Below are 16,130 nucleotides of genomic sequence, written 5' to 3' on the forward strand. Positions count from 1 at the left end.
CCAAACGATTCCATTATACCCCTCTCCCCGCTTTCTGTCAACAGGCACCGATCGAGCGCGGCGCGGAGAGAAAATCGGAGAATTATTTGCCGAGGATGATCGTGCTTGCGCTGTCGTCTCCGACGTAGGTTTCGGGCAAGATTCCGTTCCAAGCCGTCGTGTAATAATACTTGATCAAATTCGCGCTTCCGACGGCGAGTTCTTCCGCCGTGACTTTCGTGCCGTCCGGTTTATAGAGTTCGTTGATCCCCGAAGTCTCGTTCGTAACGACCGTCCAACCGTTGATACTCGCAAGCCTTTGCATCGCGATCGACGCTTCTTTCTTTCCCTGATACTCGGCGCTGTCCGCCCCGATCTGCGCGACTTCCATATCCGCCTGCGCTTGGATCTGCGCGACTTCCGCGTCCGCCGTAGCTTTGATCTTCGCGCGCTCCGCCTGTTGCTGCTCCTCGATCGTCTTCTGCTCTTGCTCGGTGACGGCTTTCAGCTTATTCTGGACCGCGACTTGCTTTTCTTCGACGGCGTTCGTAAAGTTGCTCGCGAAATCGAGGTCTTCGATCGAAGTCCCGACGAGTTCGATATTATAGGGGACGAGCGCGGCGCGAAGCGCGACCTCGATCTCGCCCGCGAGCTGATCGCGGTTTCCGACGAGGGTCTCCGCCGTGTACTGCGCGACGACGGTTTTGACCGACTTCGCGACGTTCGGCGAGATGACGTTTTCATAGTAGTCTTTGCCGATCGTCTTATAGATCGTCTGCGCGTTCTGCTTGGAGATCTGATAGTTCAAAGTGTATCTGCACTTGACCTCTTGGATGTCCGACGAGAAGCATTCCATATCCACCGTGCGCTTTTGAATGCGGTTATCCATTTCCACGACCGTGATCCAAGGCGCTTTGCCGTGCAAACCGCTGTCCAGCGTGTATTCCTGAACCTGACCGAACTTCGTCGCGACGCCGGTATGCCCCGTGCTGACCGTGGTCGTGCAAGCCACGACGATGAGGATCGCGAAAAGGACGACGCCCACGCCGTACGCGATCGGTGCAAACTTACGATAGGGATAGACGTGATCGGCTCCGGAGCCGCTCGCTCTGACCACTCTTTTGGTAGAGAAGATCATCATCGTTCCGACCGCGCCGCCCACGATCAAAAAAATCAAACCGAAAATAAATGCAACCATAGTAACCTCCGAATGCTTTCTCCGTGTTTCGAGAAAGCGCATACGTTGGAATCATTATAATCGACCGTTTCCCGACCTGTCAACTTTAACGAACAAATCGCAAGGGCGCTCCGAATTCCCTTCCTTCGCTGTCTTTAAGAAAAAATTTTTGAACACAAAAAAAACGCACAGGCACATACCGATTCGAACGAAACCGCTCGGCTTTGAAACCGAAAACAGAGCAGATTCGCGTTTGTTCGATCCTGTCTCCCGTGTAAGAGCGTGTGCAAAGACGCAGCGCAACGAAAAAGAGCCGCAGAGCGTACGGATTCGTACGTAACTGCGACTCTTTGCGTCGAAATGTATGCGCCGCTATACGCGCTCTTATTTGAAATAGCGAGCGAGCAATCCAGCAAACGCCTTGCCGTGACGGGCTTCGTCGCGAGCCATCTCGTGGACGGTGTCGTGGATGGCGTCGAGGTTTTCCTCTTTCGCCCTCTTCGCAAGCTCGAACTTGCCTTTGGTGGCGCCGTTCTCCGCGTCCACGCGCATTTGAAGGTTCTTTTTCGTGCTATCGGTCAGGACTTCGCCGAGAAGCTCCGCGAACTTAGCCGCGTGCTCCGCTTCCTCCCAAGCCGCCTTCTCCCAGTAAGCGCCGATCTCGGGATAGCCCTCACGGTAGGCGACGCGAGCCATCGCGAGATACATACCGACCTCGCTGCACTCGCCTTCGAAGTTGGACTTCAAGCCGTCGTAAATATCCTTCGGGCAACCCTTCGCAACGCCGAGGACGTGCTCCGCCGCCCAAGTCATCGCCTCGCCTTCCTGTTTGTTAAACTTACTGCCCGGGACTTTGCAAACGGGGCAGAATTCGGGAGCTGTATCCCCTTCGTGAACGTAACCGCATACGGGACAAATCCATTTAGCCATTGTTATCTCTCCTTATCGTAAATTATTCGACGGAAAAAGAGAATATCCTCTCGGTCGAACTTAACAATTATTATATCACTTTTCGGATGGTATTGCAAGATGCAACTTTATAGAACGATCGCGTTTTTCTCAAAACTTGATCTTTGCGAAAATCGGGAAATGGTCGCTCGGATAGACGCCGTCATAGACTTTATCCACCTTTCCGACGGAAAGGACGTTCGCGTCTGCGGGCAAATAAATATAATCGAGCGGGAGACGCTCGGAACCGCCGTAATCGTTAAAGGTGTCGCCGTAAGAAACGCCGCCGTTAAAATCCTTGCTGTCCTTCAAAATGTCTTCCAAACTCGAAAGAGCGGCGTCGCCGTTTTCCGTCCCTTTGACCGAATTCAAATCGCCGAGAACGATCGCTTTTCCGCCTTTTTCTTTGACCTTCTTCGCGATGACCTCGATCTGCTTGACGCGGGCTTCCGCGCAATCCCAATCCGGGTGGGTGTTATAGACGGAGAAAACCGTCCCGTCCTTATCTTTCAAGACGACGAAGGTGCAAATGCGATAATGCGCGCTCCCCCAACTCTTGCTCATCTTCGCGGGAGTTTCGGAAAGCCAAAACGTCCCGGATTCCAAAAGCGAGAAACGCTTCGCGTTATAAAAGATCGGGCAACTCTCCGACGCGCCCTTGCGCTTGTCCCGATAGGTGACGACGGAGCGGTATCCGCGCAAATGATCCGAGAGGAATTCATACTGCTTCGGCTGGACTTCTTGACAGCCGAGGATATCGGGCTTTACGGATTTGACGTTTTCGAGAAAGTACTTCGCCCTCTTCCACCAGCGATGGGAGCCGGTGTCCGCCTTGTCGCCGGAAAAGAGTTTTTCCTGCCTGCGGATATTCGCGGACATCAAAGTGATCGGAGCGCCCTCGACGTAGGCGGGAGCTTTCGCTTCCGCTTGGATCCTTTTATAAGAGAAATAACCCATAAACTGCAAAGGAGAAAGGATCGCCGCCGCAATAACGAGCAACGCGAGCAAAACGTAGCTGATAATATAAGTCACAAGTTTCGTCAATTTTCATTCCCTCTAAGTGGATATTATAAATATTCAAACCCGACAAGTCAACATTTGCCCGAATAAATTGTTTTTGCTTGCGAAGAAGCGGCGCTCGGTGCTATATTTAGCGTATGGAAACGAGAAAAAACTATCTTGCCGGACTGAAAAAGGGGATCCCAGTCGCGATCGCGTATCTCGCGGTCTCTTTTACGTTCGGCTTAGCCGCGCGAAGAGAAAGCTTCCCCTTATGGTTCGCCTCTCTCCTTTCCGCGACCAATCTGACTTCCGCGGGGCAGTTTACGGGGCTTGAACTTCTTCGGCTCGGCGCGGGGTATCTCGAACTCTCTCTCGCCGTCTTTATCATCAATCTGCGCTACGCGCTGATGAGTTTTTCCCTTTCCCAGCAAGTCAAAGTCCGCATCTTCCCCGAAACGCGTTTCGCGATGAGTCTGTTTTTGACGGACGAAGTCTTCGCCCTCGCGAACGAAAAGGGCGGCGAACTGACTCCTTCTTATTACTTCGGGCTTTCGACCCTTCCCTATCTCGGCTGGCAGCTCGGAACGCTTGCGGGGTATCTCTCGGGCGGTCTTTTCCCGAAAAGCGTGATCGCCGCGGCGGGCATCGCGATCTACTGCATGTATATCGCGATCTTCCTTCCCCCGATGAAAAAGGAAGTCGGGATCGCGCTCTCCGTCCTCTCCGCCGCCGCGCTTTCCTGCGCGCTTTACTATCTGCCCGTCCTGAATCGGATCCCGATGGGGTTCCGCGTCATTCTCGCCGCGCTCGCCGCGACCTTCCTTGCCGCCGCCCTTTTCCCGAGAAAGCAAGACGAGATCGAACCCGAGAAAGCAAAAGAGGAGGCGAACGTATGAACGTCTCTTACCTCCTCGTTTCCGCTTTATTGATGTTCGCGGCGACCGTGATCCCGCGTTTTCTGCCCTTCGTCTTCATCAAACGAAAGATCACGTCCCCTTTTTGGAAATCCTTTCTTTTCTATCTGCCCTACGCCGTTCTCGCCGCGCTGACCTTCCCCTACGTCATTTATTCGACGGGGAGCATTCCCGCGGCGGCGATTGCGACTGCGGCGGCGCTCGCGATGAGTTTCTTCGAATTGAATATGGCGGCGGTCGCAGCCATTTCCTTCCTCGTCGCGCTCGGGCTGGGCTATTTGTTTTAACTCAATAGTTTTTTTGCGATCTTCCGATTGCGCGCTTTGTTAAGTTCGAAATCCGCGAACTGTTTGAGATCGTCTTCGCATAAAAAGACGTCCAGTATTTCCTCGTGTGTAACGGTGGAAAGAATGGTTTCGCCGTCCTCCGCCGTAACTTTGAGGTCTTCGTAATAGACGGGCGTCGTCCCGATATAGAACTTGCCGTAATCTTGGAACTCCGCTTCGGAGTCGGATCCGAGCGACGAATCGAGAAGCGCGTCTTTGATCTCACGCGTCAGGGCGAAATCGCATTCCTCGTGAAGCCAATTCGAGTCGCCGAAAGTCACACGCGGCGAAAGCGCGTTATGAAACGCTTCGTCCTCTTTCGTCAAAAAGGCGTAATCCACCGAAATGAAATAGTTCTTGCGAAGCGTCGCCTTGATCTCCTCTTCTTGGCGGATCAGATCGGCGACGTACTTCCCGTACTTTTCGGGAGTCACTTCGCCGAGGAAATCTTTCAGATACGGCGAAGCCGTTTTGGGATCGAACGTCTTCGCGCTTTCGATATAGGCTTTTTGCCGCGCCGTGATCTTTTCTTCTTGCTCGCGGAAGGCTTTTTCGAGGAGTTCCATCGTAAACGGACGCAAAAGGCACCGCGTTTCGCATTTCGCGCGACTTCCGATCTCGATCGCAAAGCGGATCACCGTGGCGCGCTCTTCGGCGGTCAAGCTTCCGGTAAACATAACGTTTCTTTTCATTTCATTCTCCGATTCGCCCCGTTGGGGCAAGATTTCACGTATTTTTTTCATTATATATCATTTTTTTCGCCGTTTACAAATCTTTTCCGAAAAAGTCGGGTATTGACAGGCGCGCTTTCGTATGGTAAAATAACGATAACAAAAAACCCTTAGGGAGGTATAACTTATGACGAAAAACGAATTAGTGAAAGCGATCGCCGCGAAAGCGGAACTCACGGGCGCGCAATCCGCGAAAGCGTTGGATGCTTTTATTGAAGCGGTTACCGAAGCTCTTAAAAACGGTGACAAAGTTTCTCTCGTCGGCTTCGGCTCCTTCGAGATCAAAGACATCCCCGCGAAAGAAGGCATCAATCCCGCCACCGGCGCGAAGATCCAAATTGCGGCAAGCAAGAAACCCGTCTTGAAATTCGGCAAGGCCTATAAAGAGAGTTTCAACGCGTAAGAATCGCTGATCCAATCGTAAAAAAAACCGCGCTTCGGCGCGGCTTTTTTTATTCGTTTTCAATTAAAGGAGTTTTTCCACTTCGTCCGCAAGAGCGTTCAAAAGGTTCTCTTCGATAAGCTCGATCTTTCCTCCGTCCGAAAGAGCGGTGATTGCGGGATCGATCGGAAGCTCTTCGACGATCTTGCCCGTCTCTTTGCGGATCTTTTCCGCCTTGCTCTCTCCGAAAATACGATGCTTCTCGCCGCATTTCGGGCATTTGTAGTACGACATATTTTCCACGAAACCGAGAACGGGGATCTTCAAAAGCTCCGCCATCTTGACCGCCTTTTTGACGATCATCTCGACGAGGTCTTGCGGCGTGGTGACGACGATGACGCCCGCAAGCGGCAAAGACTGCATCACGGTCAGCGGAACGTCGCCCGTGCCCGGGGGCATATCGACGAACATAAAGTCCACGTCCTTCCAGACGACCTGCGTCCAAAAATTCTTCACCATTCCCGCGATGACGGGTCCGCGCCAGACGACGGGATCGGTCTCGTTTTCAAGCAAAAGGTTGACGCTCATGATCTGCGTCCCGAACGCGCTTTCCATCGGAAGGATCGCGCTCTCGTCGCCGTAGGCGCGCCCCTTGATCCCAAACGCGCGCGGAATCGAAGGCCCCGTTACGTCCGCATCCAAGATCGCGGCGCGATATCCTCTTCTTTGGCAGGCAACCGCCATTAAAGAGGTAACGAGGGATTTTCCCACGCCGCCCTTTCCGCTGATGACGCCGATGACCTTTTTAACTTTCGCAAGCTCGTGCAAGCGCTCTTTCTCGATGCCGCCCGATCTTTCGGAGCAATTCTCTCCGCAATTTTCACAATTATGATCGCAAGCCATAGTATCCTCCATGCCCCTATATAGTATCACCGAACGCGCGCGAAGTCAAACGAAGAACCCCCCTCTCGCCCGCAGTTCTCCGAAATAATGCAAAGATTCTTTTCTCTCGACCGACTAAAACGGAAATCGTCGTTTGCCGCCCAAGCGACGCCGAGAGAGCATACGGATACGCGGCTCGACAAAAAATCGCACGGGCGCGTACTTTTTCGTACAGACCCGTGCGATATCTTTTTCGAATTTGACTTCGAAGAAAGCTTCGTATGCAAGGCTCGACAAGCCGACGGACGAGCGCGTACTTCTTGTACGTAACCGGTCGCGGCGAAGGCAGTAAACGCAGCAGACGAGGCTTTATATGAAGTCAAAATTTATTTCGTGCCGAACAAGCGATCCCCCGCATCCCCAAGCCCCGGAAGGATATAGCCGTTATTATTGAGCTGGCGATCCACGGTCGCAACGTAGATCTGGACGTCCGGATGCGCCTTCGCGAGGGTTTCCACTCCGATCGGCGCGGCGATGATGGACATTTGCTTGATCGTCTTGCAACCGCGGGCTTTGAGCATATTGATCGCGGCGACCGCGCTGCCGCCCGTGGCGAGCATCGGATCCAAGACGATGACGGTCTTATTCTCGATCCCGTCGGGAAGCTTGCAATAGTATTCGCAGGGCTCCAAGGTTTCCTCGTTTCTGTAAAGACCGATATGACCGACCTTCGCGGTAGGAAGAAGGGTGTGGATGCCGTTCACCATACCGAGTCCGGCGCGAAGCACGGGGACGACGACGACGCTTTTTTCCTGAACGACCGTTTGGCGGCAGGTTTCGAGCGGGGTCTCGACGTCGATTTCGGTTGTCGGGATGTCTTTCAGGCTTTCGAACGCCATAAGGGTCGTGATCTCTTCGACGAGCTCGCGGAATTCTTTCATTCCGGTCGACTTATTTCTCAAAATGGCGATCTTGTGATTGATCAAGGGGTGATTGAACACCGTTACGTTTTTCGGAAATTGCATATTCTCTCCTTTATGACAGTATGGGAGACCGAAGTCCCCCATAGAGCATTTAATAATATTTTCGTCGATTATTCTTTATCGGTGGTTTCTTCCGCCGCCGCTTCTTTTTCGGTGCCTTGAAGCTCGAAAGAAGCGTCGGGAGCGACCGCGCCCGCAACCAAGCTTTCGGGAGCGTTTTCATCCGCGTCCGCGTTTTCGATCGTCGCGTTCTTCTTCTCGATGAAGTTCATAAGCGCATAGACGCAGATGCCGAGGAGAAGCGCAGTCGCGATCGCGGTGATCGTGATGGTCTTCGCGACGGAGCCGTCGCCATTCAAAGCGTATGGGATCTTAACCGACAAGCCGCCGATACCCGCGATAAGGATCGCGGAAACGGTGAAGAGATTTTTATTGTCGCCGAGATCGACTTCTTTGAACATTTTAAGACCGCTGACCGCGATGAAGCCGTACAAAGTCAAGCAAACGCCGCCCATAACGCAGTTCGGGATCGTTTGGAGAAGCGCCATGATCGGGCTGAGGAAGGACAGGACGATGCACATGATCGCCGCGACGAGGATCGAGCGAACGGAAGCGTTCTTGGTGATCGCCACGCAACCGACGGATTCGCCGTAGGTCGTGTTCGGGCAGATACCGAAGATGGTACCCGCGATGGAACCGACGCCGTCGCCGAGGAGGGTCTTTTCGAGTCCGGGTTCGCCCTCGACGAGGTCGCGACCGATGATCGAACCGAGGTTCTTATGGTCCGCAATGTGCTCCGCGAAGACGACGAGCGCAACGGGGATAAACGCGATGGCGACTTCGCCGACGCCCGCCCAGTTCAAAAGATTCGCGCCGCTGATTCCCGCTTCCTTATTCGCGATTTCTTTGATCGCTTCGATAAGTCCGAAATGCGGATAATTCAAGAACGCGGTAATTCCGACGAATTTACCGTTTTGGACGAAATTCGCGACAAGGGGGTCCCAGTTCACGATTTTGAGGTAATCGCATTTGCAAGCGTAGCCGAAGATCGAGAAGATCGAAGCGACCGCATAACCGGCGGCAATACCGAGGATGAACGGAATGAGCTTCATCGACTTGAATTTCTTTTGCGAAGAGCAGATGATGATGACCGCGAAAGCGACCAAACCGCAGAGAAGCGCGACGAGGTTATAAGTCGCGGTGTTTTTAATCAACGCCTCGACGCCGCCTACGCGAGCATATTCCTGAGCATAGAAACCGGAAGCTTTAACAAGGTCGCCGATCGCGTTACCCGCGAGAGAAAGACCGATCAAAGCAACCGTCGGCCCGATGATGACGGGAGGCATCAATTTGGAGACCCATTTCGTTCCCGCGAAGTGGATCACGATCGCGATCACGACGTAGACGAGACCCGCGAAGATCGCCCCGACCAAGATACCGCAGTAACCGAAGGTCGTCGCGACGAACAAGGAGCTCAGAAACGCGAAAGAGCTGCCGAGGAAGACCGGGCTCTTAAATCTCGTAAAGAGCAGGTAGACGATCGTTCCCACGCCCGCGCCGAGGATCGCCGCAGGGATCTGGGTCGGAAGACCGATGATGGTCGGGACCGCGATCGTCGCCGTGATGATGGCGAGGACCTGTTGAAGAGCGAAGACGATCAGATTACTGAACTTAGGCTTGTCTTCAACGTCATAGATAAGGCCGTTTTTATTCATATGAATACCTCCATAATAAATTCGAACCGATAAACAAAAAACCTTGCCGAGCACGCTTCGACAAGGTTCTGAAAGACGCTTTATCCCTAACCCAAATCTTGTCGATATCCCGTATCGCTCTTAAAGATTCTATTGCGTCTATCGTAACATAGGCATACAACCCTGTCAAGCGATTTTTCGACGAGAAACGACATTTTTTATTATCTATAATAAAAGGAATTTTTGCGCGCGTTCCTGCGCTTGTAAGCGACGCGCGGTAAATCAATCCATCAGCCCGACGCAAGGAAGGTTCTCATCCGTATTTTCATATTCGTCATCCCGAGGAACCGAGGGATCGCCTTGTACTCTTACCCTCAACGCTCGGCTTCTCCTTCTTCGTCATCCTGACGCAAGGAAGGTTCTCATCCGCTTCCCTTTTTTCTTTGAGCGAAAAAATACTCGGCGACTTCCCGACAAACACCGAATTACGTTTTGAATTTAACCGTGCGATTAAAAACAAGAAACAAAGCAATCGCGCCCCTTCGACTTTCACAGGCGAGCGCGGAGAGCGAGAAAAATTCGAGGCTCGATAAAAAACACGCAGGCGCGTACTCCTTTGTACGTAACTGCGTGTTTTGAAATCAAGAAACAAAGAATTTTTCCGCTATATGCGCTCGCCTATTCAAAGGGGCGAATCCTATAAACCGCTCCCATCTCCTTCGCGATCTCCGCGCACTTCGCCTCTTCCTCTTTCGTCAGCGTCGTGTCGACGGTGGATAAGACGACTTTCGGCAAAACTTTCGCGCAATCCCTCGCAAAGGACAGCATCGCGGCGAAGGAACCCTTTCCGAATTTCGGGCGGACTTCTTCCATATAGCGATCCTCGTTCGGCGTGTTCAGACTGATCGAGACGACGTCCACGAGTCCTTTGAGTTCGTTCGCGATCTTTCTTCCGTTGACGAGGTCTCCGAGACCGTTCGTGTTGACGCGAATCGGCTTATCGTAATTCGCTTTGAGGAACGCCGCAATCTCTTTCAGGGCGTCCAGCCGCTCGGTCGGTTCGCCGAAACCGCAGAAGACGATCTCTTCGTACTTCGAGAGGTCGCGGAGCTTGAATTCCGCTTCGACCTCCTCGACGGTCGGTTCCTTTTCGAGCCACAGGCGATCGGAGCGTCCGACGGTCTCCGTCGTGTTTCTGAGGCAAAAGACGCAAGCGCACGGGCACTTGTTCGTTAAATTGACATACAGTCCGTTATGAACTTCGTACAAGATACTGTTATTCATAAAAATCATCCTTTTTCAATGATAATACAGTATAAAACGCCGCGCGCGCCCTGTCAACGAAATCAAAGATTTCTCTTTTTGACCGCAAGCGTTCCGAGCGGAACGCCCACCGCGACGCAAACCGAAAACACGCCGAAAACGATCCCGCCGACCGCAAAAAGATTCGGGATGGGAAGCGAACGGAGCGGAGCCTCGAAATATCCGCTCAAAACATTCAACAAGACGTTTTGCAGAAGCGCCGAAACCAAACAAGAGAGAAGAACGGCTGAGAATAACAATGTGACGTAAAGCAGGATCTCCGACAAAAGAAGATTTCGCTTACGCGCGCCGAACGCCGCCGCCACCGCGTGAAATTCCGTTTGCTTTTCGGTATAAAAGACGACGGTAAAGATCGTTACGCCGAGGAACGCCGCCGAAAGGATCACCCCTAAGAAAATAAAAATGCGATCGAAAAGCGCGGCGTACCCCGAAAAATCCGCGTTCGACGCTCCCGTCTCTCTCCATTCCCAAACGGAATCTTCGCCGAATTCGTTCAAAAGGGAGTTGTAGACCGCGCGAAGCATCCCGCGCTTCGGATAAACCTCATAAGCGGCAACACGCTTCGAAGCGGAAGCACGTATAACGAGCCAAGGCACCTCATTTCTTCCGATCTGCTCGGAAAAGGACGAGTCGCAGATCCCGACGATCGTCATCTCCGCGATCTCTTCGGATTCCATGGTAAAATAATTCCATCGGAATCGGACGACGGAAGCGCCGAGAAAAGAGGACAACTCATTTTCGGGAACGCCTCTTTTTCGCAAAATCGAAGCATCCAAAACGACCTCGCTTTCGCTGCGAAGATCCCTTCCGTAAAGAATGGGCGACCGCCCGTTCTCCCTCGAAAAAGCATCTGCCGCCCTCTTCGGCAAACCCTCTCTTACAAAAAAGATCGACACAGATTTAAGGCTCAGTTTCCGTTCGGGCGAAAGACGGAGTTCTCCGTCGAACGATTCCGAGAGGAACTGCTCTTCCACCCACTCCGCGTTTTTCAGCGAAGCAAGTTCGGATCGGGACACGCCGCAATCCGAAGAAACGACGACGCAATCCATCGGATTATCCGTCGAAAGGTTTCGCTTCACTTCCCGCAAAGAGAAGGAAGCCGTTCCGAATAGAACGAGGACTGCGACGAAAAAGAAGCAAAACGCAAAATAGACCGCGCTTTTCAAAGGATAGCGACGCAACTGTTTTTCAGCAAAATACCGTATCGTCACGATGCAACCTCCGAGAAAAAACAAACGTCAAAACTCCGATCGCGAGGATCGAAGCGGCGGAAAACCAGCCGAAGAGAACCAAAAGCGAGTACGTACGCAACGTCATTCCGATCATCTCGCTCGCCCAAAAATCAATGACTCGCTTTAACCCGAGTGCCGCCAAAAACCCGAATGCGGAGCCCAAAAGGGACGCGAAAGAGAAACACGCGGAGACGGAAAAAACGAAATCCCCCCGCGTCGCGCCGAACGCGCGCGCGACCTCGAACGAGGACTTTTTGCGAAGAAGATAAACGGAAAGCGTCACCGCGTAATAGACCAAACACAAAAACGCCGCGAAGCAGGCGAACAGGATAAAAACGCCTCGCAAAAAGCGCATCCCTTTATAATAAACCAACACGCCCCTTTCGTCCTCGTACCGCGAAGGATCTTTCACTTTGTCGCAGAAAGAAAGCGCTTGATCCATATCCGTAAAGATCGCGGTATAAGACGAAACTTTTGCCTCGTCGGAATACAAGACGAAGGAAAAGTCCGTCACTTCCGACGGTAGAGCGAGAGACGAAATAAGTGTCCGGAATCCGAGTTCACCGTCTATGATAACGGGCTCCGAGAGGACTTCTTCCTCTCTCGATTGATAATAGGTTCCCGCCAATCGGCACTTGATCCCCGCGACAGAGATCGGCGCGCCCGTCTCGGGAGAGCCGAGAGCGACGTAGAGATCGTTCGAAAGCCAAACGTCCCCTTTTCGGAAATCGGGAAGCATCAAGCCTTTCTCTCCGAGATTCAAAACGACCTTTCCCCGCCGCAGACAATCCAAATTCTCAGCGCGATCGCCGCAAGAGATCGTTACGTCGTAATTCAATCCTTTCTCATTATCCGCATAAAGAGTAACGCCCTCTTTTTTCAGATCGCGTAAATAGGTCGGATCGTTGATCTTAACTTCATACCCCGAGGAAAACCATTCGCGGTATTCCTCGACGTCCGAAGAAAACGCCGCGGTCAGTCCGAAAGCGACCGTCGAAACGGCGGCAAAAAAGATCACTCCGATAAAAAACAGGAAGAAAAAACCGAAATCTTTATCCGAAAACTTTTTAATCAGAAAACGTTTCATAGATGATTTTCCCGTCCGACAGTTCCACGCTGTGCGTCGCGAGCGACAGTTGGCTTACGTCGTGCGTCACCATAACGATCGTAATTCCCCCTTCGTTCAGCTTTTTCAAAAGGGACAGAACCGCCGCGGTATTCTCGCTGTCCAAATTTCCGCAAGGCTCGTCCGCGAACAAATATTTCGGATTGTTTACGATCGCCCGCGCAATCGCGACTCTCTGCTTTTCGCCGCCCGAAAGAACTCGCGACGGTTTATGCAAAAACGGGATCAACCCCACCGTTTCGGCGACTTCGAGCACGCGCTTCTTCCTTTCTTTCGCTTTGACGCCCGCGATCACAAGCGGAAGCTCGACGTTTTCAAACGCCGTAAAGTTTTCTTCCAATCCGAACGTTTGAAAGACGTAGCCGATGACGTGATTACGAAACGCGCAAAGCTTCTTCTCCGAAAGAGAGGAAAGCGGCGTTCCTTCCGCGCACACTTCGCCCGAAGTCGGAGTCATCAATCCGCTCGCGAGTTTCATCAAAGTGCTTTTTCCGCTTCCCGACCGACCGGTTATGATAAAAAACTCGCCCTGTTTTATGACGAGAGAAACGTCCCGAACCGCAAAAAATTCGCCGTATTGTTTGCTTACTCCCGTTATCTCGATCATCGTATTTTCTCCGTTTTGTATTTCACGTTCCCTTCGCTCTCTTCTCGAACGAGCGTGTATTCGCATGCTTCCGATCGGCGTTCGGGATCGCTTTCTTGTCTGTATTTTTCATAGCGTAACGACTTGATCTTCGCGTCTTTCGGAACGAGGACCATAAGCGCTTTGCTCGTTTCGAACGAACGAGAGGCCTCTCGTTCGACCTCCCAAAGGATCAATTCGTCTCCTTCGAGACAGATGCCGCAGAGGTCGACCGACTTTCCTTTATAGCGAAGAATAACGGCGTCGCTTTGCTCAATTTTTTGTTTTGCGAACGTTCGTAATCCCATCATAAAAATCATCGACAGCCAAACCGAATTCTCCTCTTCCGCAAAGGCGCGCGCATCCTCATAGGAACTTATCCGATAGAGGACGGGCGTTTCCTCTTCCTCGAAAACGACGTACTCATCGTTGCTTTTCGCATAGCACGAGGAAGAAGAGGCGGACGAACGACTCGCGACGATCGAGAAAGAAAACTCTTCGGGCAACGGGCGATCCGTTTCATAGAAAAAGAAATAGGTGGAGGGTGTTTTTTTCGCGTAAACGCGCCGGATTCCGATGACGGAAACGCTTAATATCCCCGCTTTCTCCTCTGCGCTCAAAATTTCGAATCCCACTTCCGAATACTCGAAAGAAAACGCGATCAACGCGAGTTTCTTTTTTTCGAAAAAGGATTCGGTATAGCAGGATTCCATCAGCGATTCGTTCTTTCTTTTTGTTTTTGCGTTCGCCCATTCGGAACGCTGAAAATCGGAATAATTATCGAACGTTGCGACGTCATAGTCCTCGATCGAATCGCGGTATTCCTCCGCTTCTTCGATGCGATTTCCCTGAAAGACAGGCTTAGGCTTCGAGGGACGAGTCAGCAAAAGAACCGTGACGGTCAATGCGATCACGACCGCGAGAAAACTTCCTATCATCAAGAATTTCTTTGCAAACGGTTTCACTGCGCTAATTGTACCACCAACGCCGTGCTGTTTACAATATAAAGCCGAAAATTTAATACAGACTTAACAAATGCAGACGATAAAAAAGCGGGGAAGATCACTCTTCTCCGCTTTTTTTGCTTTTATGAAAATCGGATTACTTAACGGACGGACCCGCGCTGACGAGCGCTTTGCCCTTCTCGTTGGTCTCGTACTTCGCGAAGTTCTTGACGAATCTTGCCGCGAGGTCTTCCGCCTTCGCCGTCCAATCCGCCGCGTTCTTGTAGGTGTCGCGCGGATCGAGGATACCGGTGTCGACGCCTTTGAGCTCGGTCGGGACTTCGAGGTTAAAGAAGGGGATCTTCTTAGTCGGAGCCTTGTTGATCTCGCCGTTCAGGATCGCGTCGATGATGCCGCGGGTATCTTTGATGGAAATTCTCTTGCCGGTGCCGTTCCAACCCGTGTTCACGAGGTAAGCCTTCGCGCCGCTCTTTTCCATTTTCTTGACGAGCTCTTCGGCGTACTTCGTCGGATGAAGCTCCAAGAACGCCTGACCGAAGCAAGCGGAGAAAGTCGGGGTGGGCTCGGTAACGCCGCGCTCGGTTCCCGCGAGTTTCGCCGTGAAGCCGGAGAGGAAGTAATATTGGGTTTGTTCCGGAGTCAGGATCGAGACCGGGGGAAGGACGCCGAACGCATCTGCGGAAAGGAAGATGACGCTCTTCGCCGCGGGTGCGCTGGAAATCGGGCGAACGATGTTTTTGATGTGGTTGATCGGATAAGAAACGCGGGTGTTCTCGGTAACGGTCTTATCGGCGAAATCGATCTTGCCGTTCTCGTCCAAAGTAACGTTTTCGAGGAGAGCGTTCTTTTTGATCGCGTTATAGATATCGGGCTCGGAATCCTTGTCGAGGTTGATGACTTTCGCGTAGCAGCCGCCCTCGAAGTTGAAGACTCCGTTATCGTCCCAGCCGTGCTCGTCGTCACCGATCAAAAGTCTTTTCGGGTCGGTGGAAAGGGTCGTCTTACCCGTGCCGGAAAGACCGAAGAAGATCGCGGTGTTCTCGCCGTTCATATCGGTATTCGCGGAGCAGTGCATCGAAGCGATGCCCTTCAAGGGGAGATAGTAGTTCATCATGGAGAATATACCTTTCTTCATCTCGCCGCCGTACCAAGTGTTGATGATGACTTGCTCGCGGCTCGTGATGTTGAACGCGACGCAGGTTTCGGAGTTCAAGCCGAGCTCTTTGAAGTTCTCGACTTTCGCTTTGGACGCATTGTAGACGATGAAGTCGGGCTTGAAATTTTTAAGCTCTTCTTCGGTGGGTTGAATGAACATATTCTTGATGAAGTGCGCTTGCCACGCGACCTCGACGATGAAACGGACCGCCATACGGGTGTCTTCGTTCGCGCCGCAGAAAGCGTCCACAACGTACAGATCTTTGCCGCTGAGCTCTTTGATCGCGATCTCTTTTACGGTCGCCCAGACGGATTCGGACATAGGATGGTTGTCGTTCTTATAGCCTTCCGTCGTCCACCAAACGGTGTTTTCGGAATTCTTATCCATAACGATATATTTATCTTTGGGGGAACGACCGGTGTAGATACCCGTCATAACGTTCACGGCGCCGAGCTCGGACACCTGCCCTTTTTCGTAGCCGGTAAGAGTCGGATCGGTCTCCGCCTCAAAGAGAGCGTCGTAAGAAGGGTTATACGCAACGTTGCCGATTTTTTCAATGCCGTACTTTTCCAAATCTGCTTTGTTCATTTTATATGCTCCTTATAAATTTTTACTCGTTAACGGGCGCGCGCCGAACGGCGGTCGCCTATCTATAATTAAAGCCCATTTCTTTCATTTTGTCAAA

General features: G+C 52.1%; 16 protein-coding genes. 3 read left to right on the forward strand and 13 right to left on the reverse strand.

Features of this window, described 5'->3' with window-relative positions; genetic code table 11:
• Nucleotides 1–82: 82 nt before the first annotated feature.
• From K5753_03160 to K5753_03170, 3 genes are all read right to left on the reverse strand, one after another.
• Nucleotides 83–1,177 (reverse strand): prohibitin family protein, encoded by a 1,095-nt coding sequence (locus K5753_03160; protein ID MCR4726198.1) that lies wholly within the window; start codon nt 1,175–1,177, stop codon nt 83–85.
• 363 nt (nt 1,178–1,540) lie between these two features.
• The gene (locus K5753_03165; GenBank protein MCR4726199.1) at nt 1,541–2,086 is read right to left on the reverse strand and encodes an NADH peroxidase; all 546 of its coding nucleotides are present in this window, start codon (nt 2,084–2,086) and stop codon (nt 1,541–1,543) included.
• Between the two features lie 129 nt (nt 2,087–2,215).
• Nucleotides 2,216–3,136, reverse strand: coding sequence for an endonuclease/exonuclease/phosphatase family protein (locus tag K5753_03170; GenBank protein MCR4726200.1), 921 nt, complete (start codon nt 3,134–3,136; stop codon nt 2,216–2,218).
• A gap of 125 nt (nt 3,137–3,261) precedes the next feature.
• Here K5753_03170 and K5753_03175 point away from each other — a divergent pair, with 125 nt between their 5' ends.
• Both K5753_03175 and K5753_03180 read left to right on the forward strand, forming a co-directional pair.
• The gene (locus tag K5753_03175) at nt 3,262–4,002 is read left to right on the forward strand and encodes an AzlC family ABC transporter permease (protein ID MCR4726201.1); all 741 of its coding nucleotides are present in this window, start codon (nt 3,262–3,264) and stop codon (nt 4,000–4,002) included.
• Nucleotides 3,999–4,307 (forward strand): AzlD domain-containing protein, encoded by a 309-nt coding sequence (locus K5753_03180; GenBank protein ID MCR4726202.1) that lies wholly within the window; start codon nt 3,999–4,001, stop codon nt 4,305–4,307. The genes K5753_03175 and K5753_03180 overlap by 4 nt, the downstream gene beginning before the upstream one ends.
• Here K5753_03180 and K5753_03185 read toward each other — a convergent pair.
• Entirely contained in the window at nt 4,304–5,038 is a 735-nt protein-coding gene (locus tag K5753_03185; protein MCR4726203.1) for a hypothetical protein, read from the reverse strand. The genes K5753_03180 and K5753_03185 overlap by 4 nt on opposite strands.
• Before the next feature lie 166 nt (nt 5,039–5,204).
• On the opposite strand from K5753_03185, the gene K5753_03190 reads away from it, so the two are divergent.
• Nucleotides 5,205–5,480: an HU family DNA-binding protein gene (locus K5753_03190; GenBank protein ID MCR4726204.1), complete on the forward strand. Its 276-nt coding sequence runs from the start codon at nt 5,205–5,207 to the stop codon at nt 5,478–5,480.
• Between the two features lie 63 nt (nt 5,481–5,543).
• On the opposite strand, the gene K5753_03195 is transcribed toward K5753_03190, so the two are convergent.
• The 9 genes from K5753_03195 to pckA form a co-directional block, all read right to left on the reverse strand.
• The gene (locus K5753_03195; GenBank protein MCR4726205.1) at nt 5,544–6,374 is read right to left on the reverse strand and encodes an Mrp/NBP35 family ATP-binding protein; all 831 of its coding nucleotides are present in this window, start codon (nt 6,372–6,374) and stop codon (nt 5,544–5,546) included.
• A gap of 353 nt (nt 6,375–6,727) precedes the next feature.
• Entirely contained in the window at nt 6,728–7,366 is a 639-nt protein-coding gene (gene upp, locus K5753_03200; protein MCR4726206.1) for a uracil phosphoribosyltransferase, read from the reverse strand.
• A gap of 68 nt (nt 7,367–7,434) precedes the next feature.
• On the reverse strand, nt 7,435–9,039 hold the full coding sequence (locus K5753_03205) for a uracil-xanthine permease (GenBank protein ID MCR4726207.1): 1,605 nt from the start codon (nt 9,037–9,039) through the stop codon (nt 7,435–7,437).
• A 657-nt stretch (nt 9,040–9,696) separates the two neighbouring features.
• Complete coding sequence (locus K5753_03210) at nt 9,697–10,302, reverse strand: TIGR04100 family radical SAM protein (GenBank protein MCR4726208.1); 606 nt, start codon at nt 10,300–10,302, stop codon at nt 9,697–9,699.
• Between the two features lie 62 nt (nt 10,303–10,364).
• Nucleotides 10,365–11,552: a hypothetical protein gene (locus K5753_03215; protein ID MCR4726209.1), complete on the reverse strand. Its 1,188-nt coding sequence runs from the start codon at nt 11,550–11,552 to the stop codon at nt 10,365–10,367.
• Nucleotides 11,530–12,660 carry a hypothetical protein gene (locus tag K5753_03220; GenBank protein ID MCR4726210.1) on the reverse strand — a complete coding sequence of 377 codons (1,131 nt, stop codon included), beginning with the start codon at nt 12,658–12,660 and terminating at the stop codon, nt 11,530–11,532. Before K5753_03220 ends, K5753_03215 begins: the two co-directional genes overlap by 23 nt.
• Complete coding sequence (locus K5753_03225; protein MCR4726211.1) at nt 12,641–13,306, reverse strand: ABC transporter ATP-binding protein; 666 nt, start codon at nt 13,304–13,306, stop codon at nt 12,641–12,643. Before K5753_03225 ends, K5753_03220 begins: the two co-directional genes overlap by 20 nt.
• Nucleotides 13,303–14,289 (reverse strand): hypothetical protein, encoded by a 987-nt coding sequence (locus K5753_03230; protein ID MCR4726212.1) that lies wholly within the window; start codon nt 14,287–14,289, stop codon nt 13,303–13,305. Before K5753_03230 ends, K5753_03225 begins: the two co-directional genes overlap by 4 nt.
• A 136-nt stretch (nt 14,290–14,425) precedes the next feature.
• Complete coding sequence (gene pckA / locus K5753_03235) at nt 14,426–16,033, reverse strand: phosphoenolpyruvate carboxykinase (ATP) (GenBank protein MCR4726213.1); 1,608 nt, start codon at nt 16,031–16,033, stop codon at nt 14,426–14,428.
• Between the last annotated feature and the right edge of the window lie 97 nt (nt 16,034–16,130).

The organism is Clostridia bacterium (genome assembly GCA_024685775.1).
Taxonomy (GTDB): Bacteria; Bacillota; Clostridia; order Christensenellales; family CAG-1252; genus CAG-1252.